We start from the raw sequence: 23,071 nt of genomic DNA, 5'->3' as shown, positions 1-23,071 counted from the left end.
GGTTTAGTTATTCAATTGTAAACAATTTCTCCCTTTATATGATGCAATTAAGTATTAAACTTTCGTTAAGTTGAACGTGGACGCAAATTAGTAGCAATTTTGGTTATAATCACGTATCTCAAATCGCTCTATTTTATAAGTTACCTTTCTATTATATGCACACGCTTCCCATTGATTCTTTAAAGTCTGAATTCTCGCAGGCTATGCAACATCATCACTTAATCGTTGAAGCTGAAACAGGGTCAGGTAAGTCGACACGTCTACCCATTTGGGCGGCCGAGCAAGGTCGAGTATTGGTGGTTGAACCAAGAAGAATTGCGTGTACTTCTTTAGCTCAATTCTTAGCTGAACAATCTGGCGAACCATTAGGGAAAAAAATTGGTTACGCAATTAAGTTAGAAGCGACATTTACAGCTGAGACAGAAGTTGTGTTTGTAACTCCGGGTGTCGCTTTAAGGTGGCTTTCGGAAAGTGGGCTCAGTGAATTCGATACCATCGTCGTCGATGAATTTCACGAACGTCGTTGGGACATCGATTTATTCGTTGCGTTGTTAAAGCAAAAACAGAGTCACCGATTAATTATCACATCGGCGACTATTGAAGGCGAAAAGCTAGCGACTTACTTGTCTGCGAAACGGTTGAAGAGCGAAGGCCGAATTTACAAGGTCGCAGTACAATATCGTTCTCGTGACTCCAGAGATTTACCAGATATTAGAAACCTCGAACAGAAAGTGAAAGCGGAAGTTGAATATCAACTGGAGCACTCTTCGAACGATATTTTGGTTTTTCTCCCAGGCCGTAAAGAAATCACTCAGTGCGCTCAAATGTTAAGTGGTCTTGATGGTGTCAAGATCGTCAAGCTGCACGCTTCTGTTAGTGATGAAGAACGCAATCTCGCACTTACCATACAAAACCAAAGGAAAGTTGTGCTCGCGACCAATGTGGCTGAAACATCGTTAACGATCCCAAATATCGAGGTTGTTATCGATTCCGGATTAGAGCGAAGAACGGTTCAACGAAATGGGCGAACGACGCTTTCACTAAAAAATATTTCTCAAGCTAGCGCCAAGCAAAGGGCTGGCCGCGCTGGTCGTGTGATGGAAGGGGTATGTGTGCACTTATATGGGCAGCACGCGGCATTGGAACTTGTGACTCCACCAGAGCTTCAGCGTGAAGAATTGATCGAACCATTGCTCGCCAGCGCTAGCTGTGGGTACAACATGGAATCCCTGTCATTTATCGATGAGTTGCCTAGTAAATCGCTAGATTCGGCGAGACAAAAGCTGCTTATGATGTCAGCGATTGATGAGAAAGGTGCGATTACTGAGCATGGAAAAGCGTTATACCCGCTACCAATTGATGCAATTTATGCAGACTTGGTTACTAGGATCAGTCATAAGGCGTTAAAAGAAGTCATGATTGATTTAACCGCAGCGCTGTCGGTTCCCGCCAAGTTATACCAACTTCCTAAAAGTGAAGAACAATTCGAAGAATTAATTGAGACTATTCCTGAACAATGCGATGCGACATTACTAGTGAAATTGGTTAGAGGGCATCCACTCCCTAATTTGATAACTGAACCTGACGCTGTCAAAGAAGCAAGGGGACTTTCGAATCAAATGAGAGAAGTGTTCGAATTGCCTGAGCTTGAAGTCGCATCTCGTTATGACCGCAATGACCTAATTAAAGCCATTGTTGCACTACATCCAGAGTTATTGTTCGTGCGTAGGGCTAAACGTAGAGACGCATTTTCAAATGGCCACCTTGAAGTAATGTTAGGGAAGCAAAGCCTATTAAGCGATAAAACTGAAGCGAGTATTGTATTAGATACGCATAGCTTACCCGGAAGAGGGGTAAAACAAACGTTAACACTCGCGACTGTGACTATGCCTGTACCACTATCATTGCTCGTAGATAACGAAGTCGGAGAATGGCAGCAAGGAGAGACTATTACCGATGGTGAGCAAGTGTTCACCGAGCTTCAATTAATGTATGCAGGTAGGGTTATCGCGACCAAACATGCCGAACCTGAAGGGAAACTGGCTCTAAAACCAATCGTAGATATGGTCATTGCTGAACAGGTATTGGAGGGGCTAGCGATTCAGCGCTCTCAAGAAATAGCAATGTGGCAGTTGTATGTTCAACTAGGGCTTTCGGAAGCGAGTACAATGACTGACGAGCTCTCCGTATTGACATTTGAATCGTGGTTTGTGAATCAATTGGAGTCGTTAGGGGTCGAAAACTTAGATGATTTAAGCCTATTTTCGAATGAGGATTTCCCTTTCGATGGTATACCTTATTGGGAATATAATGACTTTGCAGCCAAGCACCCTCTATCGCTTTGTTTAGGCGATCTGCAACTCACGGTAGAATATTTTCCGAGCAGAAAGTTGGTGTATGTGGTGCATAAGAGCGGGCTAAGAAAAACGGTACCAAAACGCTGGGAACTTCCAACGTGGCAAGGGTGGAGAGTTCAGTATAAGAAAGCGAGTCGAATTGTAGATATAAAGTAGTTTTTATTCATCCACTAAAATATTAATCAATTAAGCACATATATGTAATTTTGCGTTCATGGATTGTTACGACTTTGAATTTGATATTTCTTTTTGTGTACTAAAGAGGGTATAAAAGACCGATCTCTTATATCCTATTGCTATAACCAGCCACTTGTTGGATATTTAGAACATTGTGTTGCTAGTGTGTCGGGGGACATTATGGATAAGCAAAAGAAAACGAGTGTGGAATTTGATTACACAACGTTTCTTGGGGCCTCATGCAGTAAAAAATGGACATTTTTAGAAGCACTCACAACTTTTGCGCCTGTATTTGGGACAGTGTGGCGAGATAGCCTCAAAGAGCTCGCAACACCGGAAGACAGACTATGGGAAATGGCATTGAAATCAATGTCTTCTCGCAAGAGTGATGAGTCGAATATCGTAACGTTACTAAAGCTCGCGAAATTAGAAGGAATTAATGAACTTAAAGTGGTCATGCCGTACTCATTAGAAGATGAACAAATCGAATATATCGAGTCGCGAAGTCACTTGGTTATCACTGGTAAATCTCAGGAAGAGTTTACAATTCGCTTATAACAATGACTATGAACGCTCAAAATGAAAGCGGCCTCAATTGAGGCCGCTTTTCTATGTGAGGTTTTTGATTAATCAATCAAGTCGTATTCAGAGCGGAGAATATCAACAATTTCTTGCTTTGGATTCTCACTTAGAACGATTCTCTTACCTGTGATTTTTTCAGCAATATCTGTATAAGTGTGTGAAACGGACATAAGCGCATCTAATGGAAGCTCGTTATCTTGTGCAAGCGCTTCTCTTTCCGGCATACGTTCTTTGTTCAAAAGAATGTCTGGATCAGGGAAGTGATTGAGTAAGAACTGACGGAAACCTTCTTTAGAGTTTTCGACAATTTTACCGGCTTTATATTCCTGCGTATCCCAGATTCTAGATGAGTCTGGTGTGCCGACTTCGTCCATATAGATAAGCTTCTCATTGCCTTTTGCATCATGCACGTAGCCAAATTCGAATTTAGTATCAACAAATGTTTGACCGACTTCATTAAGCGCTTGGCTGATCACGTTGAAGCCTTCTTTTAGCAGCTTTTCGTAATGCGCGATATCTGAAGAATGGGAGAAGTTGAATGAAGCAAAATTGTCTTCAATATTTTGACGAGTGATATTCACGTCGTCGGCTTCAGGGACTCCCGGAATACCTTTTAAAATACCTTTTGTTGAAGGAGTAATCAGTAGCTCTGGCAGCTTCTTATCTTTCTCTAATCCTTCAGGCATTTCAATACCACAAAACTCGCGCTCGCCATTGTCGTACGCACGCCACATCGACCCAGTTATGTATTGACGGCAGATAGCTTCGATCATTACTGGCTTAGCCTTTTGCACGATCCATACGAATGGGTGAGGGATATCTAAGATATGGCTGTCTGCTAAGCCGTTTTCTTTGAATAACTTAAACCAGTGATTGGAAATTGCATTTAATGCAGCACCTTTACCAGGAACGCCTTTTAGACCACCTTCGCCACGCCAGATACAATCAAACGCTGAAATACGGTCGCTGATCACCATTATTGCGAGTGGCGCATCTGGTGCGACATCGTAACCCTTATCTTTGATCAGGCGTTGACTGTCTTCTTCGGTTAACCAATATACAGAGCGGACTTTTCCACTGTGAACAGGCTTATTGGTGCGGATTGGTAGATCATCATTTACTGCAAGAACTTGATCAGCGAGGCTCATTTAGACATTCCTATCTTTTATCAAACGTCAGACGAGAGTGCGAAGGTGCACTGTGTTTAGACGGCATCATACCAGAACTATTTTTTGTCGCCACAGAAAAAGCAAACGTTTGCTATGTTTTTGGGTACATAAAAAAGCCTCCTAATAGAGTTGGTTACTAGGAGGCAAAAAGACAGGTTTTTTAATCAGCGAGTCGCGAATTAGTGTACAGATGATGAAGATGGGATGAAGAACACTTCACAGTGATATTGTCTTGCAAGGCTCTTTAACTGCGCTTGATTAAATGGAGCGATAGCGTCACTAGCAACGACGGCACTCGCGTTTCCTGACTGAATGGCTTTCATTACAATGATTTCTTCTGTTTGGCTACTAGAGGCTTTCATATGAATGACGCGATTACAGCAGACGGCATGTGCTTCCAATTGTTTTGCGGAAGGTCGTGGGGTCTCTGAAGTGAAGAGTACCCATTGATTCTGGTTAGACAACTCAGACAAACGCTCAAATACAGATGAAGACGGATTAAACGAACTTACACGGCGTGAGTTAATAGCGCCATGGAACTGAGTATGTGAAGTTTGAGCCTGTGCTTGAATCATTTTGCTGTCCTTATATACATGCTGTATGTCTATACAGTAGTTATTGTTCGCTCATAATTCAAGACTTTTTTGATGCTTTTTCGAACGCATTTTGGTGTATATAGGTGATGACTTTAATAAGTTATTGTTTTTATGAAGGTTTTGTTTTAGCTGGTTTTTGTGAAAATCTGAGGTTCAGAAAGAACTTAATGTGTTTATACAGGTGTTTGTTTGAAAACACTGTATAAATGGAATGAGGTTCGAGGTGCTAGGGGAGACAAATACAAAAAAAGCGCCTAGGGCGCTTCTTATGTTTCTTCATTTTAATCGACGAGTAATACTGATTTAGCGTAGGGTGGCTTGAGATAGTTTCGCTCTCATTTCCATTTCGCCAATGTTGAATTGACGTACGTCTAATACTGCTAAATCATTGCACTCTTTACATGCATGATGAAATTTACCGTCGATATAATCGTGCTTAGTTACTAAATTTGGCTGCTTACACCAATCACATGTGCCTTCAATTGTGAACATTCTATTCTCCCCACCTGTTTGAATCAGGTGTTATTGTCGAGATAGATTATGACATATTTGACCGGGTGAAGTTAACTATTTGTTACGTGGTTTTGAGAGCGATATCGATTGCGAGGGTAATAAATTCAGACCTAAGCGAAAGTAATAGACATAACTTATTACGTTTGGTTACTTTTGTGTAACATTTTGTAGTATCGTTTTCAGCGCTGCATTCAAGCGTTTCATTTCTTCATCGCTACCATGCAAATCAGGGTGATAAACCTTGGATAGCTGCTTATACCTAACTTTAATTTTTTTAGCATCAGGTATGGCTGTCGGAGTGTAGCCAAATAACGCACAGGCTACTTTGAGCTTCTGAGTTTTATTGTTTGCTTGATACTTTTTGACCTCACGGAACATGGCTTCTAACTGTCTTTTTTGCTGTTTGATCGTGAACTGCTGACTCTTCAGTTGATCATCCAAACTTTTTTGTTGCTGTTGTTGATTATTTGTTCGTTTGGCTTTGATTTTTTTAGCCATGAGAAAAAGCGCGACAGTGAGGAGGACTAAAAGCACAGCCAACACATATTCTTGAGTGGTTAAGCCGCCAGTAGTTGCTTTAGATTCTTGTAATTGTGGCTCTTCTGAAACTTCGGGTTCAGTAAACTCGATGTCTAATTGTTCGAAAGATGAAAGCTGATTAGCTTTGCGAGCATTAAATTGTGCTTCTAAAACGCGGTTGTAACCTTCTTCCGCCTGTTCATCAAATTTCAGAGCGACCTGATACCAAGCTTCTGCAAGATCTAAAGGCTTAAATTCATTAGGGAAAGCTTCATAAAGTTTTGCTAGTTGCAACGGGGCTTGAGTGTCTCCGTTTAACGCCAGTTGTGTATACCAACGAGCAGCTTCGCTTATATCCCGCTTGGTACCAATCCCTTTTACTAAAAAGTAGGCCACTTTTTTTTGTGCATTGCTTTGGCCGTTTTGTGCTGCCTGTGAATACCAATAAAACGCGTGGTCATCGTTTTTCTTTACATCGACTCCAAGCTCATACGATTGAGCCAGCAGGTACTGAGATTTTGGATCTTGCTGGTTAGCCTTTTCTGTCAGGCTCGCAATAGAGTCAGCGTGAACCCCAGTTGCTGATAAGGAGAGAACAAGTGAGATGAAAAATTTTTTAAACAATTATGGGTACTCAATAAAAAAGCTCGGTCTTTTAGGAGACCGAGCCTTATCGTGGATTATTTCAGAGGTAATATCTGAATTTCGACACGGCGGTTACATGCTCGTCCTTCTGACGTTTTGTTATCGCAGATAGGGTAACGTTCACCATTACCACGAGCAATGGCACGGCCAGCTGCAACGTCTTGAGAGATTAGGAATGAACGTACTGATTCTGCACGGCGCTCTGACAATACTTGGTTGCCAGATTCACTGCCTGTACTGTCAGTGTGTCCATCGATAACCAAACTTGTATCTGGGTATTCAACTAAGATACGAGCGACGCCGCGAAGCGTATTATGAATACTCGATTCTAATGCGTATGAACCTGAGGCAAAGCCGATACCGTTTTCTAATCGCAGTAATAGCTGGTTCTCACCTACACGTTCGACTTGAACACCTGAGTTAAGAAGTTCTTCGCGTAACGCTTTTTCTTGTTGATCGAAGTAGTAGCCAATACCGCCACCGACAGCCGCACCACCAGCTGCGCCAATAAGGGCACGCTTACGACGGTCTTTTGAATCATCGCCAGTTGCTGCTCCTGCTACTGCACCCGCGATCGCGCCAAGAAGTGCGCCTTGAGTCGCTGAATTTGTTTCTGATTCACCGGTTGTCGCATTTTGGCGTTGAGTAGCCTGACAGCCAGTTAAAGCGATAGTCAGAGCCAAAGCGATCGTCATTTTTTTCAATTTGAAATCTCCATATATAACGGTACTACTGTTATCAAGTAGAGTTGCGTATAAAAAATAATGTTCTGTATATCAAACCCTTCAAAGGGTTGTAAAGAATAGAGTTTAGGCTTTTTGAATACGTTTCGCGGCTTGAGCGCCAGCAACAGGGCGGTTAACTGAAAGCTTACGCCCTTTTTTTAAGCCGACTTCGTAATCGGCGGTTAAGTTTTTCATCGCTTCTTTCAATTGCTGTTTAAAGGTTTCACGATCGATGTTTTTGAACTCTTTATCAATATAGTTGTTGATCTTGTTGTTTGATTCATCATCTGGCGTGATCACCGGAAGTTTTTCCAGTGCACCTTCAACCCAACCTGAAACAAATGAGTTCACGCGACGAGTGACTTCAAGTGAGCTCGTTCCTGAGCCCGCAAAACTATTTCTGAATTGACCTGTGTGCTCGTTCATTTCGCGGTAAATAATGTCGAAAGCAAAAGCGGCGAATATCGCTCGATCGGCTTCACCGATAAATTCGGCACGCTTTAAACCTTTGTGGTTAAGCAAAACTGCTTCAACACCAAACTTGGTATTAATGCCACGAATCACTCGAAGTAGAGTGGAACTGATATTCGCAGGAAGTAAGTGAGTAGATTGAGTTTTCCCCATCTTGATGAATTCAATATCGTCTTTTTCAAGACCATATTTGATCATCAAATTATGAGCCATTTTAATCGCGTTAGCGGCTTCATTTACGTTTGCTGAATTGCCAAGTTCTAAACACTTCGCAATTTTTTTAAGGGCTTTTTTCTTATCCATCGACTAACTAGATATCTTCCGCAAATTTAGAAAAGTCCGCCATTTTACCTGTTTTCGCCTTGAACAGAAAGAGGCAAGTAATCAGGCGAATTGAGATAGTGACTTGTAATTACTATATAATACTATGTTCTGTATAATGAAGTGTGAAGGTTAGAGATGCATGCGATTCGCAACGGATCAGTGTTGTTTAAAAATGATATCAAGGGTTTACATGGACAGAACCGCTAACGCGGTGGTTGAGCTAAAAACCAGAATACAGCTGATTTATTCAAATGCCGCGCTGGAGCCTAACCTTCATTATCTATCGTTTTTGGATACCTATCAGAAGTATCGTAGTCATCAATTTGAGCAAGCGGCGGTAGAGTTTCTGGATCTACTTGGTGCGTGTGAACGAGATCGTGAATTCGTACTCGCACAATATTTGCGAGTGCATTTAGGCACTTTATGTTCTCTTGTAGGGGATTATCAGCAAGCATTAACGTATTTACTGGAAGCACAGTCTAAACAGGAATTCGAAGACGCATATTTCGAGTCATTACTTAATACTAACTTGGCGGCTATTTACAGTCAGTTAGGGGATTATGAAATGTGCGCAGATATTGCTAAGTCGGCCATTACCAATCTGCATCAGATAAGTGACCCATCTTCTCTGAGTCTTTGTTACCTCAACTATGGGCGTTCGAAAAGAGAGTTAGGTGAGCTAGGAGAAGCAGAGGTTTGGTTAAAAGAGAGCATAGCCCTTAGCCAAGCCCATTCATTTACCCGCAATCTTGGTTTTGCAAACCTATATTTAGCCTTGGTTGAAAAAGATCGTGATGCTCACCATCAAGCGAATCAGCTTTTCGAAGCGTCTTATGACACCTTTGTTCAACAGAATGACGGCTATGGGGTTGCTGAGTCCGCTTACCTATACGCGCAGTTTCTTTTCGACAGCCATCGTTACCATCAGGCGATCGAATTGTGCGACAAAGTTATCGCAGGAAAGCAGATAAAAGACCACGCAAAACTACTGTTTGGACTGTACTCGATCTTAAAATCTTGTCATCAACGTCTCAATGAACGTGATGATATTGATAGAGTTTACGAAGAACAAATTGGTTATGCAGAAAGTGAACTCGAGCGATTTAAAAGTCAAGAAAGCCAATATTTTCAGGCAAATATTAAGCGGGTTCGAGAATACCGCGAAAAAATAAATCAGGAAGAGCTTCTGAATCAACTCAGTTCGATTACTTTGCTTGGTCAAAAAATAGCGACGTCGACGAACTTAGTGGACGACATCGTCGACGTGTTTTATGACATTCAAACTCTGTTCCCGGCGACGTTTTTTAGTATTGGTTTATATGACGCCCTCAATAACGAACTGAATTATTGTTTTACCGTTGATGGAGGGTGTCGAGTCGAGCCCAAAGTTGTCAAATGTGAAAGCAACCACGGGATCGGGGCGTATTGTTGCCGAACAAGAAAGACGGTGTTGATTAACACTGGAACCGATGAAGAAGTGGCTTCTGCGCTCGGCAGTAACCTCAGACGCAACTTTACTTATAAAACCGGTTCAGACCACAATACTAATTCTGTTCTGTTTACTCCAATATTATTGAGGGATGAGTTACTTGGGATTGTGACAGTCCAGCATCATGAAGCGTACAAGTACAAAACCTATCATCGTCAGTTACTTGAGCAGTTTGCGCAATATATAGCGATCGCTCTGCAGAATTTGCACCAACAGCAAACTCTGATAGAGCAACAAAAGCAATTGCAGCAAAGTAACGTTCAATTGAATCATCTTGCGATGACTGATCCGTTGACCGGTTTGCTCAATCGCCTTCAGCTAGAGAGCTCAATAACTAAGCTTTGTATTGAGCAAGCCACGGTTGGTTTGATAATGATAGATGTTGATTTCTACAAAGAATACAACGATAGCTATGGACATGATGCTGGTGATTCTGTTTTAAAAAATATCGCTCAAGTCTTAACGGATGCGTGCAAGCATACTCAAGCTAGTATCTTCCGTTACGGCGGGGACGAGTTTTTTATTCTGATAGAGAGTATAGAAGCAGCACCGCTTAAACAAATCGCACAAGCGATTCAGCGATCAATGAAGAGCCAGAGGACTCCCCATCAGCATTCCGGTGTGTCTGATTCAGTGACATTAACACTAGGCTTAAGCTTAGTTAAGCTGAGCCCTAAGGATGATTTATCTAGCGTAATTTCATTGGTAGATGGAAATCTCTACTTAGCAAAACGCCACCGAAGAAGTTCGGTGGCGTTCAATGGTGTCGTCATCGGCGAACGACAGGGTGACTTGGTAAGAGGGTAATATGGAATTAGATACCTAGTTCATCCAACAAGTCAGTGGCCGCATCAGAACCTTTTGATTCTGGTGTTTCCTTCGGCGTATTCATTTTTTGTTGAGTCGCTTCTAAGATTGAATCCGGGCACTCATCTTCAGACACTTCGAATTCTTCTAGCTGAATAAATTCAGTCTTGTCCATTGCTAGCTCAAGGTAAAAGATGTTGTTTGCTTCAGTAGAGAACGTCACTCGACGTGCCTGAGGGCGATCCAAGTTGGTGTCGACAGACAGGTTCACTTGCTTGTTCAATGCCAGCATTTTCGGTTGGTTTTGCGTGATATTTGTTTGTAGCTCTTTGCGAATTTTATTAGTGAAATCACCAACCAATTGGTTCATTAACTCGCCCAGTACATCACCTACCTCATCAGAAGTGTGTAGCACAGCAAGCTCTTCTTCAGGCATGCCCATATTGCGCATGTAGTTTGTATAAAGCTCCAAAGCGGCTTTGGAAGTAAAGTTAATGACGACGAGGCCAGAGAAACCACCATCAAATAGAACAAAACAGCCAAAGTCTGGTTTCAGACTGGTCTTGTTGATTTTCTGCACCATCGCAGAGTAAGAAACTTGAGATGCTGTTGCTGATGTTAAGACACCAGATACCGATTGGCACAGCTTCAATAAAATATCTTCTGTTGTTACTGTTTTATTTTTTTTCATTGCCATGTGCTCTTGATGTATCCATTAAACGAATGTTGTTCAATATATATTGAATAGATTTGAGGAAAAAGAAAGCGTTAGATTCATTTTCGCACTGAGATTCTTATTTGATCACCTTTTTATATGAAGTTATTAGTAGTAAAGTGACTCAACTCAAAAATATAATCAAAATCACTATCAACCCATTGCTGATTGGATCAGCGAAGTAGGGGCAGGAAGCAAATGTTACCAAGACTTCAACTCAATGCGGATGTCGATCCGGTGGTTGTAAGCTTTTTAAATGAACTAAAAGCTGCAGGTTTCACTGGCGATATCGAATCTCAATATTCTAGCCGTCTAGCTGTTGCAACCGACAACAGTGTTTACCAACAATTACCTCAAGCTGTGGTTCACCCTCGAACAACAAAAGATGTGACCCTTATAGGAAAGATTAGCTCAAAATCCGATTTTGAGAGAATTACCTTTTCTCCAAGAGGGGGCGGCACTGGGACTAATGGTCAATCTTTAACGAAGGGGGTCGTTGTCGACCTATCCCGTCATATGAACCAGGTCCTTGAAATTAATGAAAAAGAGGGTTGGGTTAGAGTTCAGTCAGGTATCGTTAAAGATCAACTTAATGATGCTGTACGTCCATTTGGGTATTTCTTCTCTCCAGATCTTTCAACGAGTAATCGAGCCACATTGGGCGGTATGATCAATACCGATGCATCAGGGCAAGGCTCGTTAAAGTATGGCAAAACGTCTGACCATGTTCTGTCGCTGCAAGCGGTGTTTGCGGATGGTTCGTGCTTAGAATCTGATTTGTCTCATGGCTTACCTCAAGAAGGGGAATACGCGTCTGAGGCATTGAAAGTTACAGAGTTGGTTTGTCGTGAAAAGCGTGCGCAGATAGTGGATAAATTCCCTCCTCTTAATCGTTTCTTAACCGGTTACGATCTTAAGAATGCGATTAGTGAACAAGATGATTCTTTTGATTTAACCCGTGTTCTATGTGGTGCTGAAGGCTCTCTAGCGTTCATTACTGAAGCTAAGCTGAACTTAACTCCGATCCCTAAAGCGCGCACTTTGGTGAACGTGAAGTACAACACCTTCGATTCAGCACTACGCAACGCTCCTTTTATGGTGGAAGCAAGTGCGCTGTCTGTTGAAACCATTGATTCCCGCGTTCTCAACTTAGCGAAGCAAGACATTGTTTGGCATACCGTGAGTGACTTACTCGCTGATGTTCCAAATAAAGAAATGCTCGGCATTAATATGGTCGAGTTTGCTGGGCAAAATGAGCAAGAAGTAGCACTGCAGGTGCAGGCGCTGACAGATAAGCTCGCCACTATGGTTGAAACAGAAGAAGCCGGCGTTATCGGTTTTCAGGTTTGTAGCGATCTCGCAAGCATTGGCCGAATCTACAACATGCGTAAAAAGGCTGTAGGTTTATTAGGCGCAGCGAAAGGCCGTGCGAAGCCAGTTGCGTTTGCAGAAGATACTTGTGTACCGCCAGAGAATCTCGCCGACTTCATTGCCGAGTTTCGTGAACTTCTTGATTCAAAAGAGCTCAACTACGGCATGTTTGGCCACGTGGATGCAGGAGTACTCCATGTTCGTCCGGCGTTAGATCTGTGCGATCCGCAGCAAGAAGCTTTAATGCATCAAGTATCCGACGAAGTGGTCAAGCTGGTGGCTAAATACGGCGGTTTAATGTGGGGCGAGCACGGTAAAGGCTTCCGTTCTGAATATGGTCCAGATTTCTTCGGTGAAGAGCTATTCACCGAATTACGCAGAATTAAATCGGCGTTCGATCCGCATAACAAAATGAACCCTGGCAAGATCTGTACGCCTTTAGAGAGTGACGCTGAACTGGTTAAAGTGAGTGACACTAAGCGCGGTTACTATGATCGCCAGATTGATGTTCAAGTGCGTGACAGCTTCAAACAAGCGATGGAATGTAACGGTAACGGCTTGTGTTTCAACTACGACACGAGCTCACCGATGTGTCCATCGATGAAAGTGACGGCCGACCGCCGTCATTCACCGAAAGGGCGTGCAGGGCTAGTTCGTGAGTGGTTACGTCAGCTCACAGAACAAGGTGTAGATATTCTCGATTTAGAGCAACAAGCGCTAAAAGACACGACACCTATCAAAACGATGATTGAACGAGTGAGGAACTCGTTAAATAAACGTCATGAGTACGACTTTTCTCATGAAGTCTACGACGCAATGAACGGTTGTTTGGCGTGTAAAGCGTGTGCAAGCCAATGTCCGATCAAGGTTGATGTCCCAAGTTTCCGTTCGCGATTCCTCAACATTTACTATGATCGTTATCAGCGCCCTGCAAAAGATTATCTCGTCGCTAATATCGAAACGGTATTGCCGCTGATGGCAAAAGCGCCAAAAGTCGTGAATGCTGCGTTATCACAAAAATGGGCACAAAACTTAACAGCTTCAACGATCGGTTATGTCGATGCACCTTTGATGTCTGTCCCGACATTACAAAAGCGACTTAAAGACAATTCAGTGAAAGAATTTGATCTACAAGCGTTAGCGGGCCTTTCTCTAGAAGACAGAAAACAACACGTCATCATAGTTCAAGATCCGTTTACTAGCTTCTATGATGCAGATGTAGTGGAAGACTTTGCAACACTGGCCGCTAAACTTGGCAAAACTCCTGTAATTCTTCCGTTTAAACCAAACGGTAAAGCCCAACATGTTAAGGGGTTCTTAAGTCGATTTGCTAAGAACGCCAAATCGACGGCTGACTTTTTGTCTATGGTTGCTGAGCTTGAAATACCATTGGTGGGCGTAGACCCAGCTCTAGTGCTTTGTTATCGCGATGAATACGCTGAAGTGTTAGGGGACAAGCGTGGCGAGTTTGATGTACTTACTGTTCATGAATGGATGAGCCCATTACTTGCTGAATTCGAGCCGAAGAAAAGTGACTCGGAAGAGGCGTGGTATTTATTTGCTCACTGTACAGAAAAAACCAAAATGCCGAACGCCGAGAAAGAGTGGGGCGCTATCTTCACTCACTTCGGTGCTAAGTTGAATACAGTTCCAGTAGGCTGCTGTGGTATGGCCGGTACATATGGTCATGAGGTCGATAAGCTTCAAACGTCGAAAGATATCTACGGTTTGAGCTGGAAGCCACAAATGGAATCCTTGCCGAAAGATAGATGTTTGGCTACGGGGTATTCCTGTCGCAGCCAAGTGAAGCGATTTGAGGGGGAGAAACTCGCTCACCCATTACAAGCGTTAGTCAATATAGTGTAACTCACGAAGCCCAGTATTTTTACTGGGCTTTTTGTCATTAGTGTTAGAGCTAGGATGAATTTAGTTTATGAAGTTTCTGGAATTGAAAATACCGCCGGTGGCCCTTTTTATTGTGATGCTTGGGCTGTCGTACTATGTCAGTACAGTATTTGTGAACGTGCTAGTAGAGTTTCCTTTTCGCTTTTATGTGTTTGGAGGTTTAGTACTAATCAGTACGTATATCGGTCTTGCGGGCGTCTATGAATTCAGAAAAAGGAAGACCACGGTTAATCCAATAAAACCTGAGCAAGCATCGCTAGTCGTCGATTCCGGAATCTTCGCGTATACCCGTAATCCAATGTATTTAGGGTTGTTTTTAGTGTTATTTGGTTTTGGTTATTACTTACAGAATTTTTTCAGTATCAGCTTAAGTTGTTTGTTCGTCATCTATATGAACCAGTTTCAAATAAAACCAGAAGAACAGGCACTTGAAGCCTTGTTCGGGGCTAGTTATGTGGATTATAAGCAACGAGTGCGCAGATGGGTTTAGCACCCCCTAAATCAGTTAATGCTAATAAGTTTCATTCGTCACAAAAAACAATTGAATAGTGTTGTATTCCTTTAACCAAAGTTATTTATAAATTATCGTTCTGGTGAATGTATAGATATAAGTTGGTATAGGAAAACGAATGAAAAATTTTAAGACGACGCTGTTAGCTCTAAGCGTCTGTTCGCTAGGGCTATCGTCGGCTCATGCTACGACAGATGCTTCTTCGCGCATCATAAATGGCTCGCAATCAGGGAGTGATAGTTGGCCTTTCATGACAGCTTTAGTGTTCAAAAACGTAAATGCTTATGATGGGCAGTTTTGTGGAGCGAGTTACATCGGTGGGAAATACGTTCTTACCGCTGCTCACTGTGTCGAAGAGTTTGAATCACTAGACTTTGATGTTGTCGTAGGTACTTCGAATTTATCGGCTTCTGATGCAGAGAGTAGCCGCTACTCTGTCGAACAAGTTTATATTCACTCTTCCTATGAATCATCTCCAAATATCAAAAATGATCTAGCAATTCTTGAGTTGTCGAATGTTCCTGATGCTAGGTCCATAACTACAGCCGATCGATATTTACGAAATAATTTGGAGTCTGGTGAAGTTTTAACTGTTATGGGATGGGGTGATCAAAATGCTGACCCAGACGTTTATTCTTCGTCTAATCATTTATTTGAAGTCGATGTCCCTTTAGTTGAGCAGTCTACTTGTACAGGCCTTGGTGGAGACTATGCGAGTATTGGCGAGGATGCCTTTTGTGCAGGTTACCCTGAGGGTGGGAAAGATTCCTGTCAGGGGGATAGCGGTGGTCCTATCGTCGTGAAAAATGGCGATGAATATGAACAACTAGGTGTCGTTAGCTGGGGTATTGGTTGCGCTCAAGAAGGTGCTTATGGCGTGTACGCTAACGTGAGCTATTTTTCCGATTGGATTTCTTCGATGACGGAAGGGTTTAGCTTCCAACAAAACGAACGTGTAGGCGCGAAGTTAGCCGGACAGCACACTCATGCCTTTAGCGTGACCAACAATACTCAACAGCCAGTATCAGTTACTCAAATTACTGCCGTTACAACAGATACCTCAATTCAAAGTAATACATGTTCGACACCACTAAGTGTTGGAGCATCATGCGAGATCAACATTTCTTATATGGTTGATGAGTTAGATTTTGGTGAGGCAAAAATATCTGTTTTGACCGATCATGGCAATTTATCAGATATAGAGATGAAAGTGACGTATGTTGGTGTGAAAGCGGCGTCCAGTAACGTAGCTGATCAAGTATCGATCCAACATGACGATGTATATACAACACAACATGAGTGGCAGGAAGATAACGGTGATTTAGTTTCGTCGAACAAATGGGATAATACTGAGAGTAAACTGGTTGTTACGGGTATTCCAACGGGCACATTAACCCTCAATTTGGATGTCAGCTCTGAAGAAAGCTTCGATGTTCTTAACATTTATAGTAACGCTTGGTTAGTAGATAGCGTCAGTGGTGAGTTTACTGGCACCATAAGGGTCCCATTACTCCGAGATAACGACAATTCCCTTCTACTTGAGTACAAGAAAGACGGATTGTTTTCTGCTGGTGACGATAGAGCATTAGTGAGTGGCTTTAGCCATTCAGATGCGGTAAGTATCTCAAAATCAAATGGTTCTAATGTTGCGAAAAGTGGTTCAAGTGGTGGTGGTTTAGGATGGTTTGTACCTGTGGTTCTGCTATTTTTAGCCAATCGAAGACGTAAATAGCGATTCGCCTCCCTGATGAAAAAGCCCCGATAACTTTTGTTGTCGGGGCTTTTTTGATTTTTTGAATGGCACAAGAACGCAGGTGGATTTAGAACAAGCTAAATCAGTGAGTGCTAATAAGTTTTATTCGTCACAAAAATAAATTGAATAGTGTTTTATTTCTTCAGATTCGATTTTTTATAAATTATTGTTCTGGTGAATATATAGGTGCAATTTGGAGTAAGGAAACCAATGAAAAACTTAAAGGCGATGCTGCTAACTCTGAGTATTAGTTCTCTAGGGTTATCGTCGGCTATGGCTGCGACTGAAGCCTCTTCGCGGATCATCAATGGTACGCAATCAGATAGTAGCAGTTGGCCATTCATGACGGCGCTATCTTTCAATAATCCAGACGCATACTTGGGGCAGTTTTGTGGTGGTAGCTTTGTTGGCACAAAATACATTTTAACGGCTGCCCATTGTGTAGATACACTTGAACCCGAAGATTTTTATGTTGTGATTGGACAAAGTGATCTACAAGCGCAAACGGTCAATGAACACAGTTATAAAGTACAGGCTGTTTATGTGCACGCTGATTACGCTCAGACGAATTCTAATGATAATGATATAGCGATTATCGAACTAGCGGAAAGTGTTAACGAAAAAGCCATTAGCACCGCCGATAAATATCTTCGTTCGAATATTCAAACTGGAGAGTTGCTAACCGTGATGGGTTGGGGGGATCAAGATGCTGGCGCCGGTACCTCTTTTTCAAACCACTTGTATCAAGTGGATGTTCCATTGGTCGACCAAAACGTTTGTACTTCTCTAGGTGGAGATTATGAGGATATCGGTGATGATGCATTTTGTGCGGGGTATTCTCAAGGCGGTAGGGATTCCTGCCAAGGCGACAGTGGCGGTCCTATTGTGGTTCAAAGTGGTGAAAATTTCGAGCAGTTAGGTGTGGTTAGTTGGGGAATCGGATGTGCTCAACAAAATGCTTATGGAGTTTATGCGAACGTTAGTCATTTTGCTGACTGGATCGAAATGCAGACGGCTGGTTTAAGTTATCGCCAGAATGAACGTGTTGGGCCTAAGTTAGTCGGTCAACATCACCACAGCTTCGACTTAACCAATCATTCGGATCAGATTGTCAAGGTAACAGCTCTCCAAGCTATTACCGCAGATACCAATATTGTTTCTGAGAATTGCTCTGTTAATGGGATTGAGGCTGGTGGTACATGCCAAGTTCAAATCGCCTATACAGTAAATGATCTAACCTCAGGTAAAGCGACGATATCACTTTCTACCGACGGTAATACGTTCCCTAGCGATATCCAAATGAGCGCTTCATACGAAGGGGTGATTTTAGCACGAGATAGTGTAACGAATCTTATTACTGCTCCTAACAATGGTGTTTACAGCATTAATGGTACTTGGGATAGCGAGAGTGGGAGTATCGTTTCCCCAACAATTTCCCATAACGAAAGCACTAAACTGATGATCACCGGTATACCTAAAGGAACGGTAACTGTGTCACTAAATGTATCTTCGGAGGCTGATTTCGATGAAGTGTCTATCTTTAGTAACAGCAAGAGTGTCATGCGACTAAGTGGAGAAGTAACTCGAGACATTGATGTTCCCCTATATAGAGATTCTGACAATGTGCTCACCCTTTTATATTCTAAAGATGAGATTGTGACTAGTGGGTTAGATAGAGTGAAAGTGTTTGAGATTACTTATTCAGAAGACCTGGGTAGCCTCCCTTACGAAAATAAAGACACTTCAAGTTCAGAAGACTCGGATAATTCGGATTCAGGCGGCACGGATACTTCAGGTTCGGAAAACACGGATGGTTCGTCTTCTGAAGATACTGATATTTCGGGTTCGGAAGGCTCAGACACTTCAGGCTCACAAGACTCGGATAGCTCGGATTCAGGAGATACGGATACTTCGGGTTCAGAGGGCACAGATATTTCAGGCTCGGAAGAATCAGATACATCAGATACATCAGATACAGAAGAGACAGATAGCACTACGTCAACGACGCGATCAAATGCCACATCGAGTTCTAGTGGTGGTGGAGTAGCTTGGTTTTTAGTACCGGTATTAATGCTTGTCGCATACAGAAGAAAAGTTTATCACCAATGATTGTTTACAATGACATGAAATAAACAAAAAGCCCTGATAAGTTAGCTTATCAGGGCTTTTTAATATGGGTGATTAGCTATGACTACGCCGCTGCTGCAAATTGAGCGAGAAACATATCTTTACGTTCATTAAAGCGGTTTACTAGGTCATCAACTGCTTCTTGGCTGAATGGCTTCAGGCTACTTGCGACCATACGCTTAATGCCTTTACCGACGACTTCGCCATCTTCTTTGAAATCGAAGTTTAGCGTCACAACACCACGTTTACCTTCAACATCAAAAGTTGCACCCGAGAATACAACCTCAGGGTGAGATAGGTCTAGGTGAGTGAATTCAACTTCCATGCTTTCATAAATAACTAATGGACGTTGGCAGTTGATCATCATTTGCTGCTCTTCCATAAGAGGAACCATGATGTGAGGAAAGTTCATACCAGAGAATTGAACGTAGTTTGTTACTACATGTTCAATGAATGCTTGGTTGTGGCTGCGTTCACCTTCACATGTCATGTGTAGGTATTCTTTGCCATTTGCGTCTACAAGTGCGCTTTCTTTATCGCATTTATTTTCGACATTAAGAGCAATACCATCACTAACCATACCAGAAAAATCAAAACGCATTGTTTGGCTAATGCCTTCTTTTTGCAGAAGAACAGCGAACAATAAGTCGCCTGGCACACAGAAGCGTTTGTTGTCTTCATCGTGAATTGGGTTGAAGTCACCTGCAACTTTTTTTGCGAAGTGGCTTGCTTGCTCACGAGTGAATTGAAATTGGTTTTGGTCAGTTGAAAAATACGGTGTCAGAAACATAATACGCTTTTAGTAGTCAAATCTGGTCGCGATTATATCCAACTATGATGAAACTAATGGTCTATCCAGTTAGAACATGTATTCATATGATTCTTTTTTCATCTTGTCAGTTATTCAATAGACGCTTTTACCATGCTGTGGTTATGAGCAAAGGAGAGGAGTGTGAAGTGGATAGTGGTTCATTACAAAAGGGTTTACCGAAGTAAACCCTTTCGAATAGTTGATATTAGAAGCTTGCTAGTAAGCCTTCTGGCATTAAGTGGTTATGTACAGAAAGCTTGAGCAATAAGTTAGCTTGTTCGATATCCGGTGCGAAGTAGCGGTCTTTATCATAAAAAGAGACTTTTTCACGCAAGATTTGCTTAGCTTCTTCAACACGTACAGAAGACTTATTTGGCGCCCTGAAATCGATGCCTTGAGCGGCAGAAAGATATTCGACTGCCAAGATACCACGGGTATTTTCTCCCATTTCACGTAAGCGTCGGCCTGCAAACGTTGCCATTGAAACGTGATCCTCTTGGTTCGCTGAAGTTGGCAAGCTGTCGACCGATGCTGGGTGCGCTAGCGTCTTATTTTCACTCGCGAGTGCCGCGGACGTCACTTGAGCGATCATAAATCCAGAGTTAACGCCGCCGTTATCAACGAGGAACGGAGGAAGCTTACTCAATGCACTGTCGATCAGTAGAGCCATACGTCTCTCCGAAAGGCTACCAATCTCGGCAATGGCTAACGCTAAATTATCCGCTGCCATCGCTACTGGTTCAGCGTGGAAGTTACCGCCTGAAATGATGTCGCCGTCGTCAGCAAATACCAATGGGTTATCCGATACTGAATTCGCTTCTACTTTTAGGATCTCTGCAGAGTTGCGGATCTGTTGTAAACATGCACCCATGACTTGAGGTTGACAACGAAGTGAATAAGGATCTTGTACCTTTTCACAACCGGTATGAGAATCACCAATCTCACTACTTTGATCTAGCATATGGCGGTATGCCATTGCTGCGTCCATTTGTGCTCTGTGGCCGCGTACGCGGTGGATTCGTGGATCAAATGGACGACGGCTGCCTAAAGCGGCCTCTACTGACATAGCACCACATACGGTAGCGGATGCAAACAAATCTTCAGCGACAAACAAGCCTTCAAGAGCGAACGCCGTAGATGCTTGAGTACCGTTTAACAGCGCTAAGCCTTCTTTCGGTGCAAGTGTGATAGGCTCTAAGCCTGCGATTTGCATGGCTTCTAGGCCAGTAATGATTTTGCCGTTATGTCTTGCTTGGCCTTCTCCAAGTAGGACAGTACTCATGTGAGCTAATGGGGCTAAATCACCAGAAGCGCCGACCGAGCCTTTTTGTGGCACACATGGGTATACCTGAGCGTTGACTAGATCGATTAACGCGTTGATTACTTTCAGGCGAATACCTGAATAACCACGTGCTAAGCTGTTGATTTTAAGTACCATCATTAAGCGAACGGTTTCGTCCGACATGAACTCGCCAATACCTGCCGCGTGCGAGAGCACAATACTCTTCTGTAGAACTTCTAAATCTTCCGGGGCGATCTTGGTGTTGGCTAGCAAGCCAAAACCCGTATTGATGCCGTAGACTGTGCGATCTTCTGCGATCACTTGTTCTACAACTTGCATGCTCGCTTCGATGTCTGGAATGGCTTCTGGATCTAGCGATAGATTGACAGGGCTGCGGCTGATCTTACGCAGTTCCGATAGGCCTAGCTGTCCAGGTTTTAGTAATAAATTCAGCATGTTTTCTCCAGACATTAAAGGTTTTTCAGTTCTTCATTAAGCATAGGTAGGTCGAGCTCCTGCTCTTTCGCGCATTGTTTTGCAATGTCGTAACCTGCGTCGGCATGGCGCATAACACCAGTCGCAGGGTCATTATGAAGTACGCGAGCGATACGTTGTGACGCATCTTCGCTACCATCACAACAGATGACCATGCCAGAGTGTTGTGAGAAGCCCATTCCAACACCGCCGCCGTGGTGAAGAGAAACCCACGTTGCACCACCTGCAGTATTTAGTAGGGCATTGAGTAGCGGCCAATCTGAAACGGCATCTGACCCATCCATCATGCCTTCAGTTTCACGGTTAGGGCTGGCTACAGAACCTGAATCTAGATGATCACGGCCGATAACCACCGGTGCTTTTAGCTCGCCGTTTTTGACCATTTCATTGAAAGCTTGGCCTAGACGTTCGCGGTCTTTCAATCCAACCCAACAGATACGAGCAGGTAAACCTTGGAACTGAATACGCTCACGAGCCATGTCTAGCCAGTTGTGTAGGTGTGGGTTATCAGGGATAAGCTCTTTTACTTTTTGGTCTGTTTTATAGATATCTTCTGGATCGCCAGATAACGCTGCCCAACGGAATGGGCCGATACCTTCACAGAATAATGGACGGATATATGCAGGAACGAACCCCGGGAAATCGAATGCGTTTTCTACGCCTTCCTCAAGTGCCATTTGGCGAATGTTATTTCCGTAATCCACCGTCGCCGCGCCACGGTATTGAAGGTCAAGCATTGCTTGTACTTGGATCGCCATCGATTGTTTTGCCGCTTTCACAACTTTAGCTTCATCAACTAGTCGTTCTTGTGCAGCCTTTTCCATGCTCCAACCTTGTGGCAAGTAGCCATTCAGTGGATCGTGCGCTGAAGTTTGGTCTGTTACCACGTCAGGAGTGATATTGCGTTCCACAAGCTCAGGGAATACGTCAGCCGCGTTGCCTAGAAGACCAACAGAAATAGGCGTGTCAGATTCTTTGATGATCGCCATCGCTTCATCTAAGCTGGTGGCTTTCTTATCTACGTAACCTGTGCGTAAACGGTAGTCGATACGCGACTCATCACACTCAACGGCAATCATAGAGAAACCAGCCATGGTTGCTGCTAGTGGTTGCGCGCCACCCATACCGCCAAGACCGCCAGTTAGAACCCATTTTCCTTTCGCTTCGCCTTGGAAATGCTTCTTCGCGATAGCAACGAAGGTTTCATAGGTACCTTGCACAATGCCTTGCGAGCCAATGTAAATCCAGCTGCCCGCTGTCATTTGGCCGTACATCATTAAACCTTCTTTATCGAGCTCGTTGAAGTGCTCCCAGTTTGCCCAGTGTGGCACTAGGTTAGAGTTAGCAATCAGAACGCGAGGCGCATTTTTATGAGTAGGGAATACACCCACAGGCTTTCCTGATTGAACAAGTAACGTTTGGTCATCCTCTAGACGTTCAAGCACTTCAACGATCTTGTCGTAGCATTTCCAATCACGAGCCGCGCGACCAATACCGCCATAAACCACTAGTGAATGCGGGTGTTCTGCTACATCTGGGTCTAAGTTGTTCATTAACATACGAAGCGGTGCTTCTGTTAACCACGACTTAGCACGTAGTGTAGTACCGTGTGGTGCACGAATTTCACGAGTGGTATCGAGACGAGGGTCATTTGAGTGATGATCCGTCATTTGAGACTCCTTTAGTTTCACGTAGGGTTATTTTTATCGTTAGGCTCTGTGAGCTAA

The 23,071-nt window shown here is 43.2% G+C and carries 17 protein-coding genes; 7 read left to right on the top strand and 10 right to left on the bottom strand.

What is annotated here, in order from left to right; genetic code table 11:
• Nucleotides 1-155: 155 nt before the first annotated feature.
• The gene (locus ACHUFI_RS17220) at nucleotides 156-2,513 is read left to right on the top strand and encodes a helicase-related protein (RefSeq protein ID WP_394251334.1); all 2,358 of its coding nucleotides are present in this window, start codon (nucleotides 156-158) and stop codon (nucleotides 2,511-2,513) included.
• A gap of 201 nt (nucleotides 2,514-2,714) precedes the next feature.
• On the top strand, nucleotides 2,715-3,092 hold the full coding sequence (locus ACHUFI_RS17215) for a transporter (protein WP_394251332.1): 378 nt from the start codon (nucleotides 2,715-2,717) through the stop codon (nucleotides 3,090-3,092).
• Between the two features lie 68 nt (nucleotides 3,093-3,160).
• Here the strand turns inward: ACHUFI_RS17215 and ACHUFI_RS17210 are convergent, their stop codons facing one another.
• From ACHUFI_RS17210 to ACHUFI_RS17185, 6 genes are all read right to left on the bottom strand, one after another.
• Nucleotides 3,161-4,264, bottom strand: a complete 1,104-nt coding sequence (locus tag ACHUFI_RS17210; protein ID WP_394251330.1) for a phosphoribosylaminoimidazolesuccinocarboxamide synthase — start codon at nucleotides 4,262-4,264, stop codon at nucleotides 3,161-3,163.
• 200 nt (nucleotides 4,265-4,464) lie between these two features.
• Nucleotides 4,465-4,860 carry a hypothetical protein gene (locus ACHUFI_RS17205; RefSeq protein ID WP_394251328.1) on the bottom strand — a complete coding sequence of 132 codons (396 nt, stop codon included), beginning with the start codon at nucleotides 4,858-4,860 and terminating at the stop codon, nucleotides 4,465-4,467.
• Between the two features lie 324 nt (nucleotides 4,861-5,184).
• On the bottom strand, nucleotides 5,185-5,373 hold the full coding sequence (locus ACHUFI_RS17200; RefSeq protein ID WP_394251326.1) for a hypothetical protein: 189 nt from the start codon (nucleotides 5,371-5,373) through the stop codon (nucleotides 5,185-5,187).
• Nucleotides 5,374-5,541: 168 nt separating this feature from the next.
• Nucleotides 5,542-6,537 (bottom strand): J domain-containing protein, encoded by a 996-nt coding sequence (locus ACHUFI_RS17195; RefSeq protein ID WP_394251324.1) that lies wholly within the window; start codon nucleotides 6,535-6,537, stop codon nucleotides 5,542-5,544.
• A 56-nt stretch (nucleotides 6,538-6,593) separates the two neighbouring features.
• A complete protein-coding gene (locus ACHUFI_RS17190) occupies nucleotides 6,594-7,262 on the bottom strand; it encodes a YiaD family glycine zipper/OmpA-like lipoprotein (protein WP_394251322.1) in 669 nt (222 codons plus the stop codon).
• Nucleotides 7,263-7,367: 105 nt separating this feature from the next.
• Nucleotides 7,368-8,057 (bottom strand): DUF2786 domain-containing protein, encoded by a 690-nt coding sequence (locus tag ACHUFI_RS17185; protein ID WP_394251320.1) that lies wholly within the window; start codon nucleotides 8,055-8,057, stop codon nucleotides 7,368-7,370.
• A gap of 211 nt (nucleotides 8,058-8,268) precedes the next feature.
• On the opposite strand from ACHUFI_RS17185, the gene ACHUFI_RS17180 reads away from it, so the two are divergent.
• Nucleotides 8,269-10,374 carry a sensor domain-containing diguanylate cyclase gene (locus ACHUFI_RS17180; protein WP_394251318.1) on the top strand — a complete coding sequence of 702 codons (2,106 nt, stop codon included), beginning with the start codon at nucleotides 8,269-8,271 and terminating at the stop codon, nucleotides 10,372-10,374.
• Nucleotides 10,375-10,381: 7 nt separating this feature from the next.
• On the opposite strand, the gene ACHUFI_RS17175 is transcribed toward ACHUFI_RS17180, so the two are convergent.
• Nucleotides 10,382-11,065 carry a DUF3334 family protein gene (locus ACHUFI_RS17175; protein WP_394251316.1) on the bottom strand — a complete coding sequence of 228 codons (684 nt, stop codon included), beginning with the start codon at nucleotides 11,063-11,065 and terminating at the stop codon, nucleotides 10,382-10,384.
• Nucleotides 11,066-11,287: 222 nt separating this feature from the next.
• On the opposite strand from ACHUFI_RS17175, the gene ydiJ reads away from it, so the two are divergent.
• The 4 genes from ydiJ to ACHUFI_RS17155 all read left to right on the top strand — a co-directional run bounded on the left by ydiJ (nucleotide 11,288) and on the right by ACHUFI_RS17155 (nucleotide 18,738).
• A complete protein-coding gene (gene ydiJ / locus ACHUFI_RS17170) occupies nucleotides 11,288-14,326 on the top strand; it encodes a D-2-hydroxyglutarate dehydrogenase YdiJ (protein WP_394251314.1) in 3,039 nt (1,012 codons plus the stop codon).
• A 67-nt stretch (nucleotides 14,327-14,393) separates the two neighbouring features.
• Entirely contained in the window at nucleotides 14,394-14,855 is a 462-nt protein-coding gene (locus tag ACHUFI_RS17165; protein WP_394251312.1) for a methyltransferase family protein, read from the top strand.
• A gap of 139 nt (nucleotides 14,856-14,994) precedes the next feature.
• Nucleotides 14,995-16,608, top strand: a complete 1,614-nt coding sequence (locus ACHUFI_RS17160) for a S1 family peptidase (RefSeq protein ID WP_394251310.1) — start codon at nucleotides 14,995-14,997, stop codon at nucleotides 16,606-16,608.
• Nucleotides 16,609-16,839: 231 nt separating this feature from the next.
• Nucleotides 16,840-18,738, top strand: coding sequence for a S1 family peptidase (locus ACHUFI_RS17155; RefSeq protein WP_394251308.1), 1,899 nt, complete (start codon nucleotides 16,840-16,842; stop codon nucleotides 18,736-18,738).
• An 82-nt stretch (nucleotides 18,739-18,820) separates the two neighbouring features.
• Here the strand turns inward: ACHUFI_RS17155 and ACHUFI_RS17150 are convergent, their stop codons facing one another.
• The 3 genes from ACHUFI_RS17150 to hutU all read right to left on the bottom strand — a co-directional run bounded on the left by ACHUFI_RS17150 (nucleotide 18,821) and on the right by hutU (nucleotide 23,014).
• The gene (locus ACHUFI_RS17150; RefSeq protein WP_394251306.1) at nucleotides 18,821-19,546 is read right to left on the bottom strand and encodes a DUF3581 domain-containing protein; all 726 of its coding nucleotides are present in this window, start codon (nucleotides 19,544-19,546) and stop codon (nucleotides 18,821-18,823) included.
• Nucleotides 19,547-19,772: 226 nt separating this feature from the next.
• A complete protein-coding gene (gene hutH, locus ACHUFI_RS17145) occupies nucleotides 19,773-21,305 on the bottom strand; it encodes a histidine ammonia-lyase (RefSeq protein ID WP_394251304.1) in 1,533 nt (510 codons plus the stop codon).
• 14 nt (nucleotides 21,306-21,319) lie between these two features.
• Nucleotides 21,320-23,014 carry a urocanate hydratase gene (hutU, locus tag ACHUFI_RS17140; RefSeq protein WP_394251302.1) on the bottom strand — a complete coding sequence of 565 codons (1,695 nt, stop codon included), beginning with the start codon at nucleotides 23,012-23,014 and terminating at the stop codon, nucleotides 21,320-21,322.
• Between the last annotated feature and the right edge of the window lie 57 nt (nucleotides 23,015-23,071).

The sequence above is a fragment of the Vibrio profundi genome (genome assembly GCF_043642225.1).
Taxonomy (GTDB): domain Bacteria; phylum Pseudomonadota; class Gammaproteobacteria; order Enterobacterales; family Vibrionaceae; genus Vibrio; species Vibrio profundi_A.
This window is presented reverse-complemented; position numbering and strand designations above follow the sequence as displayed.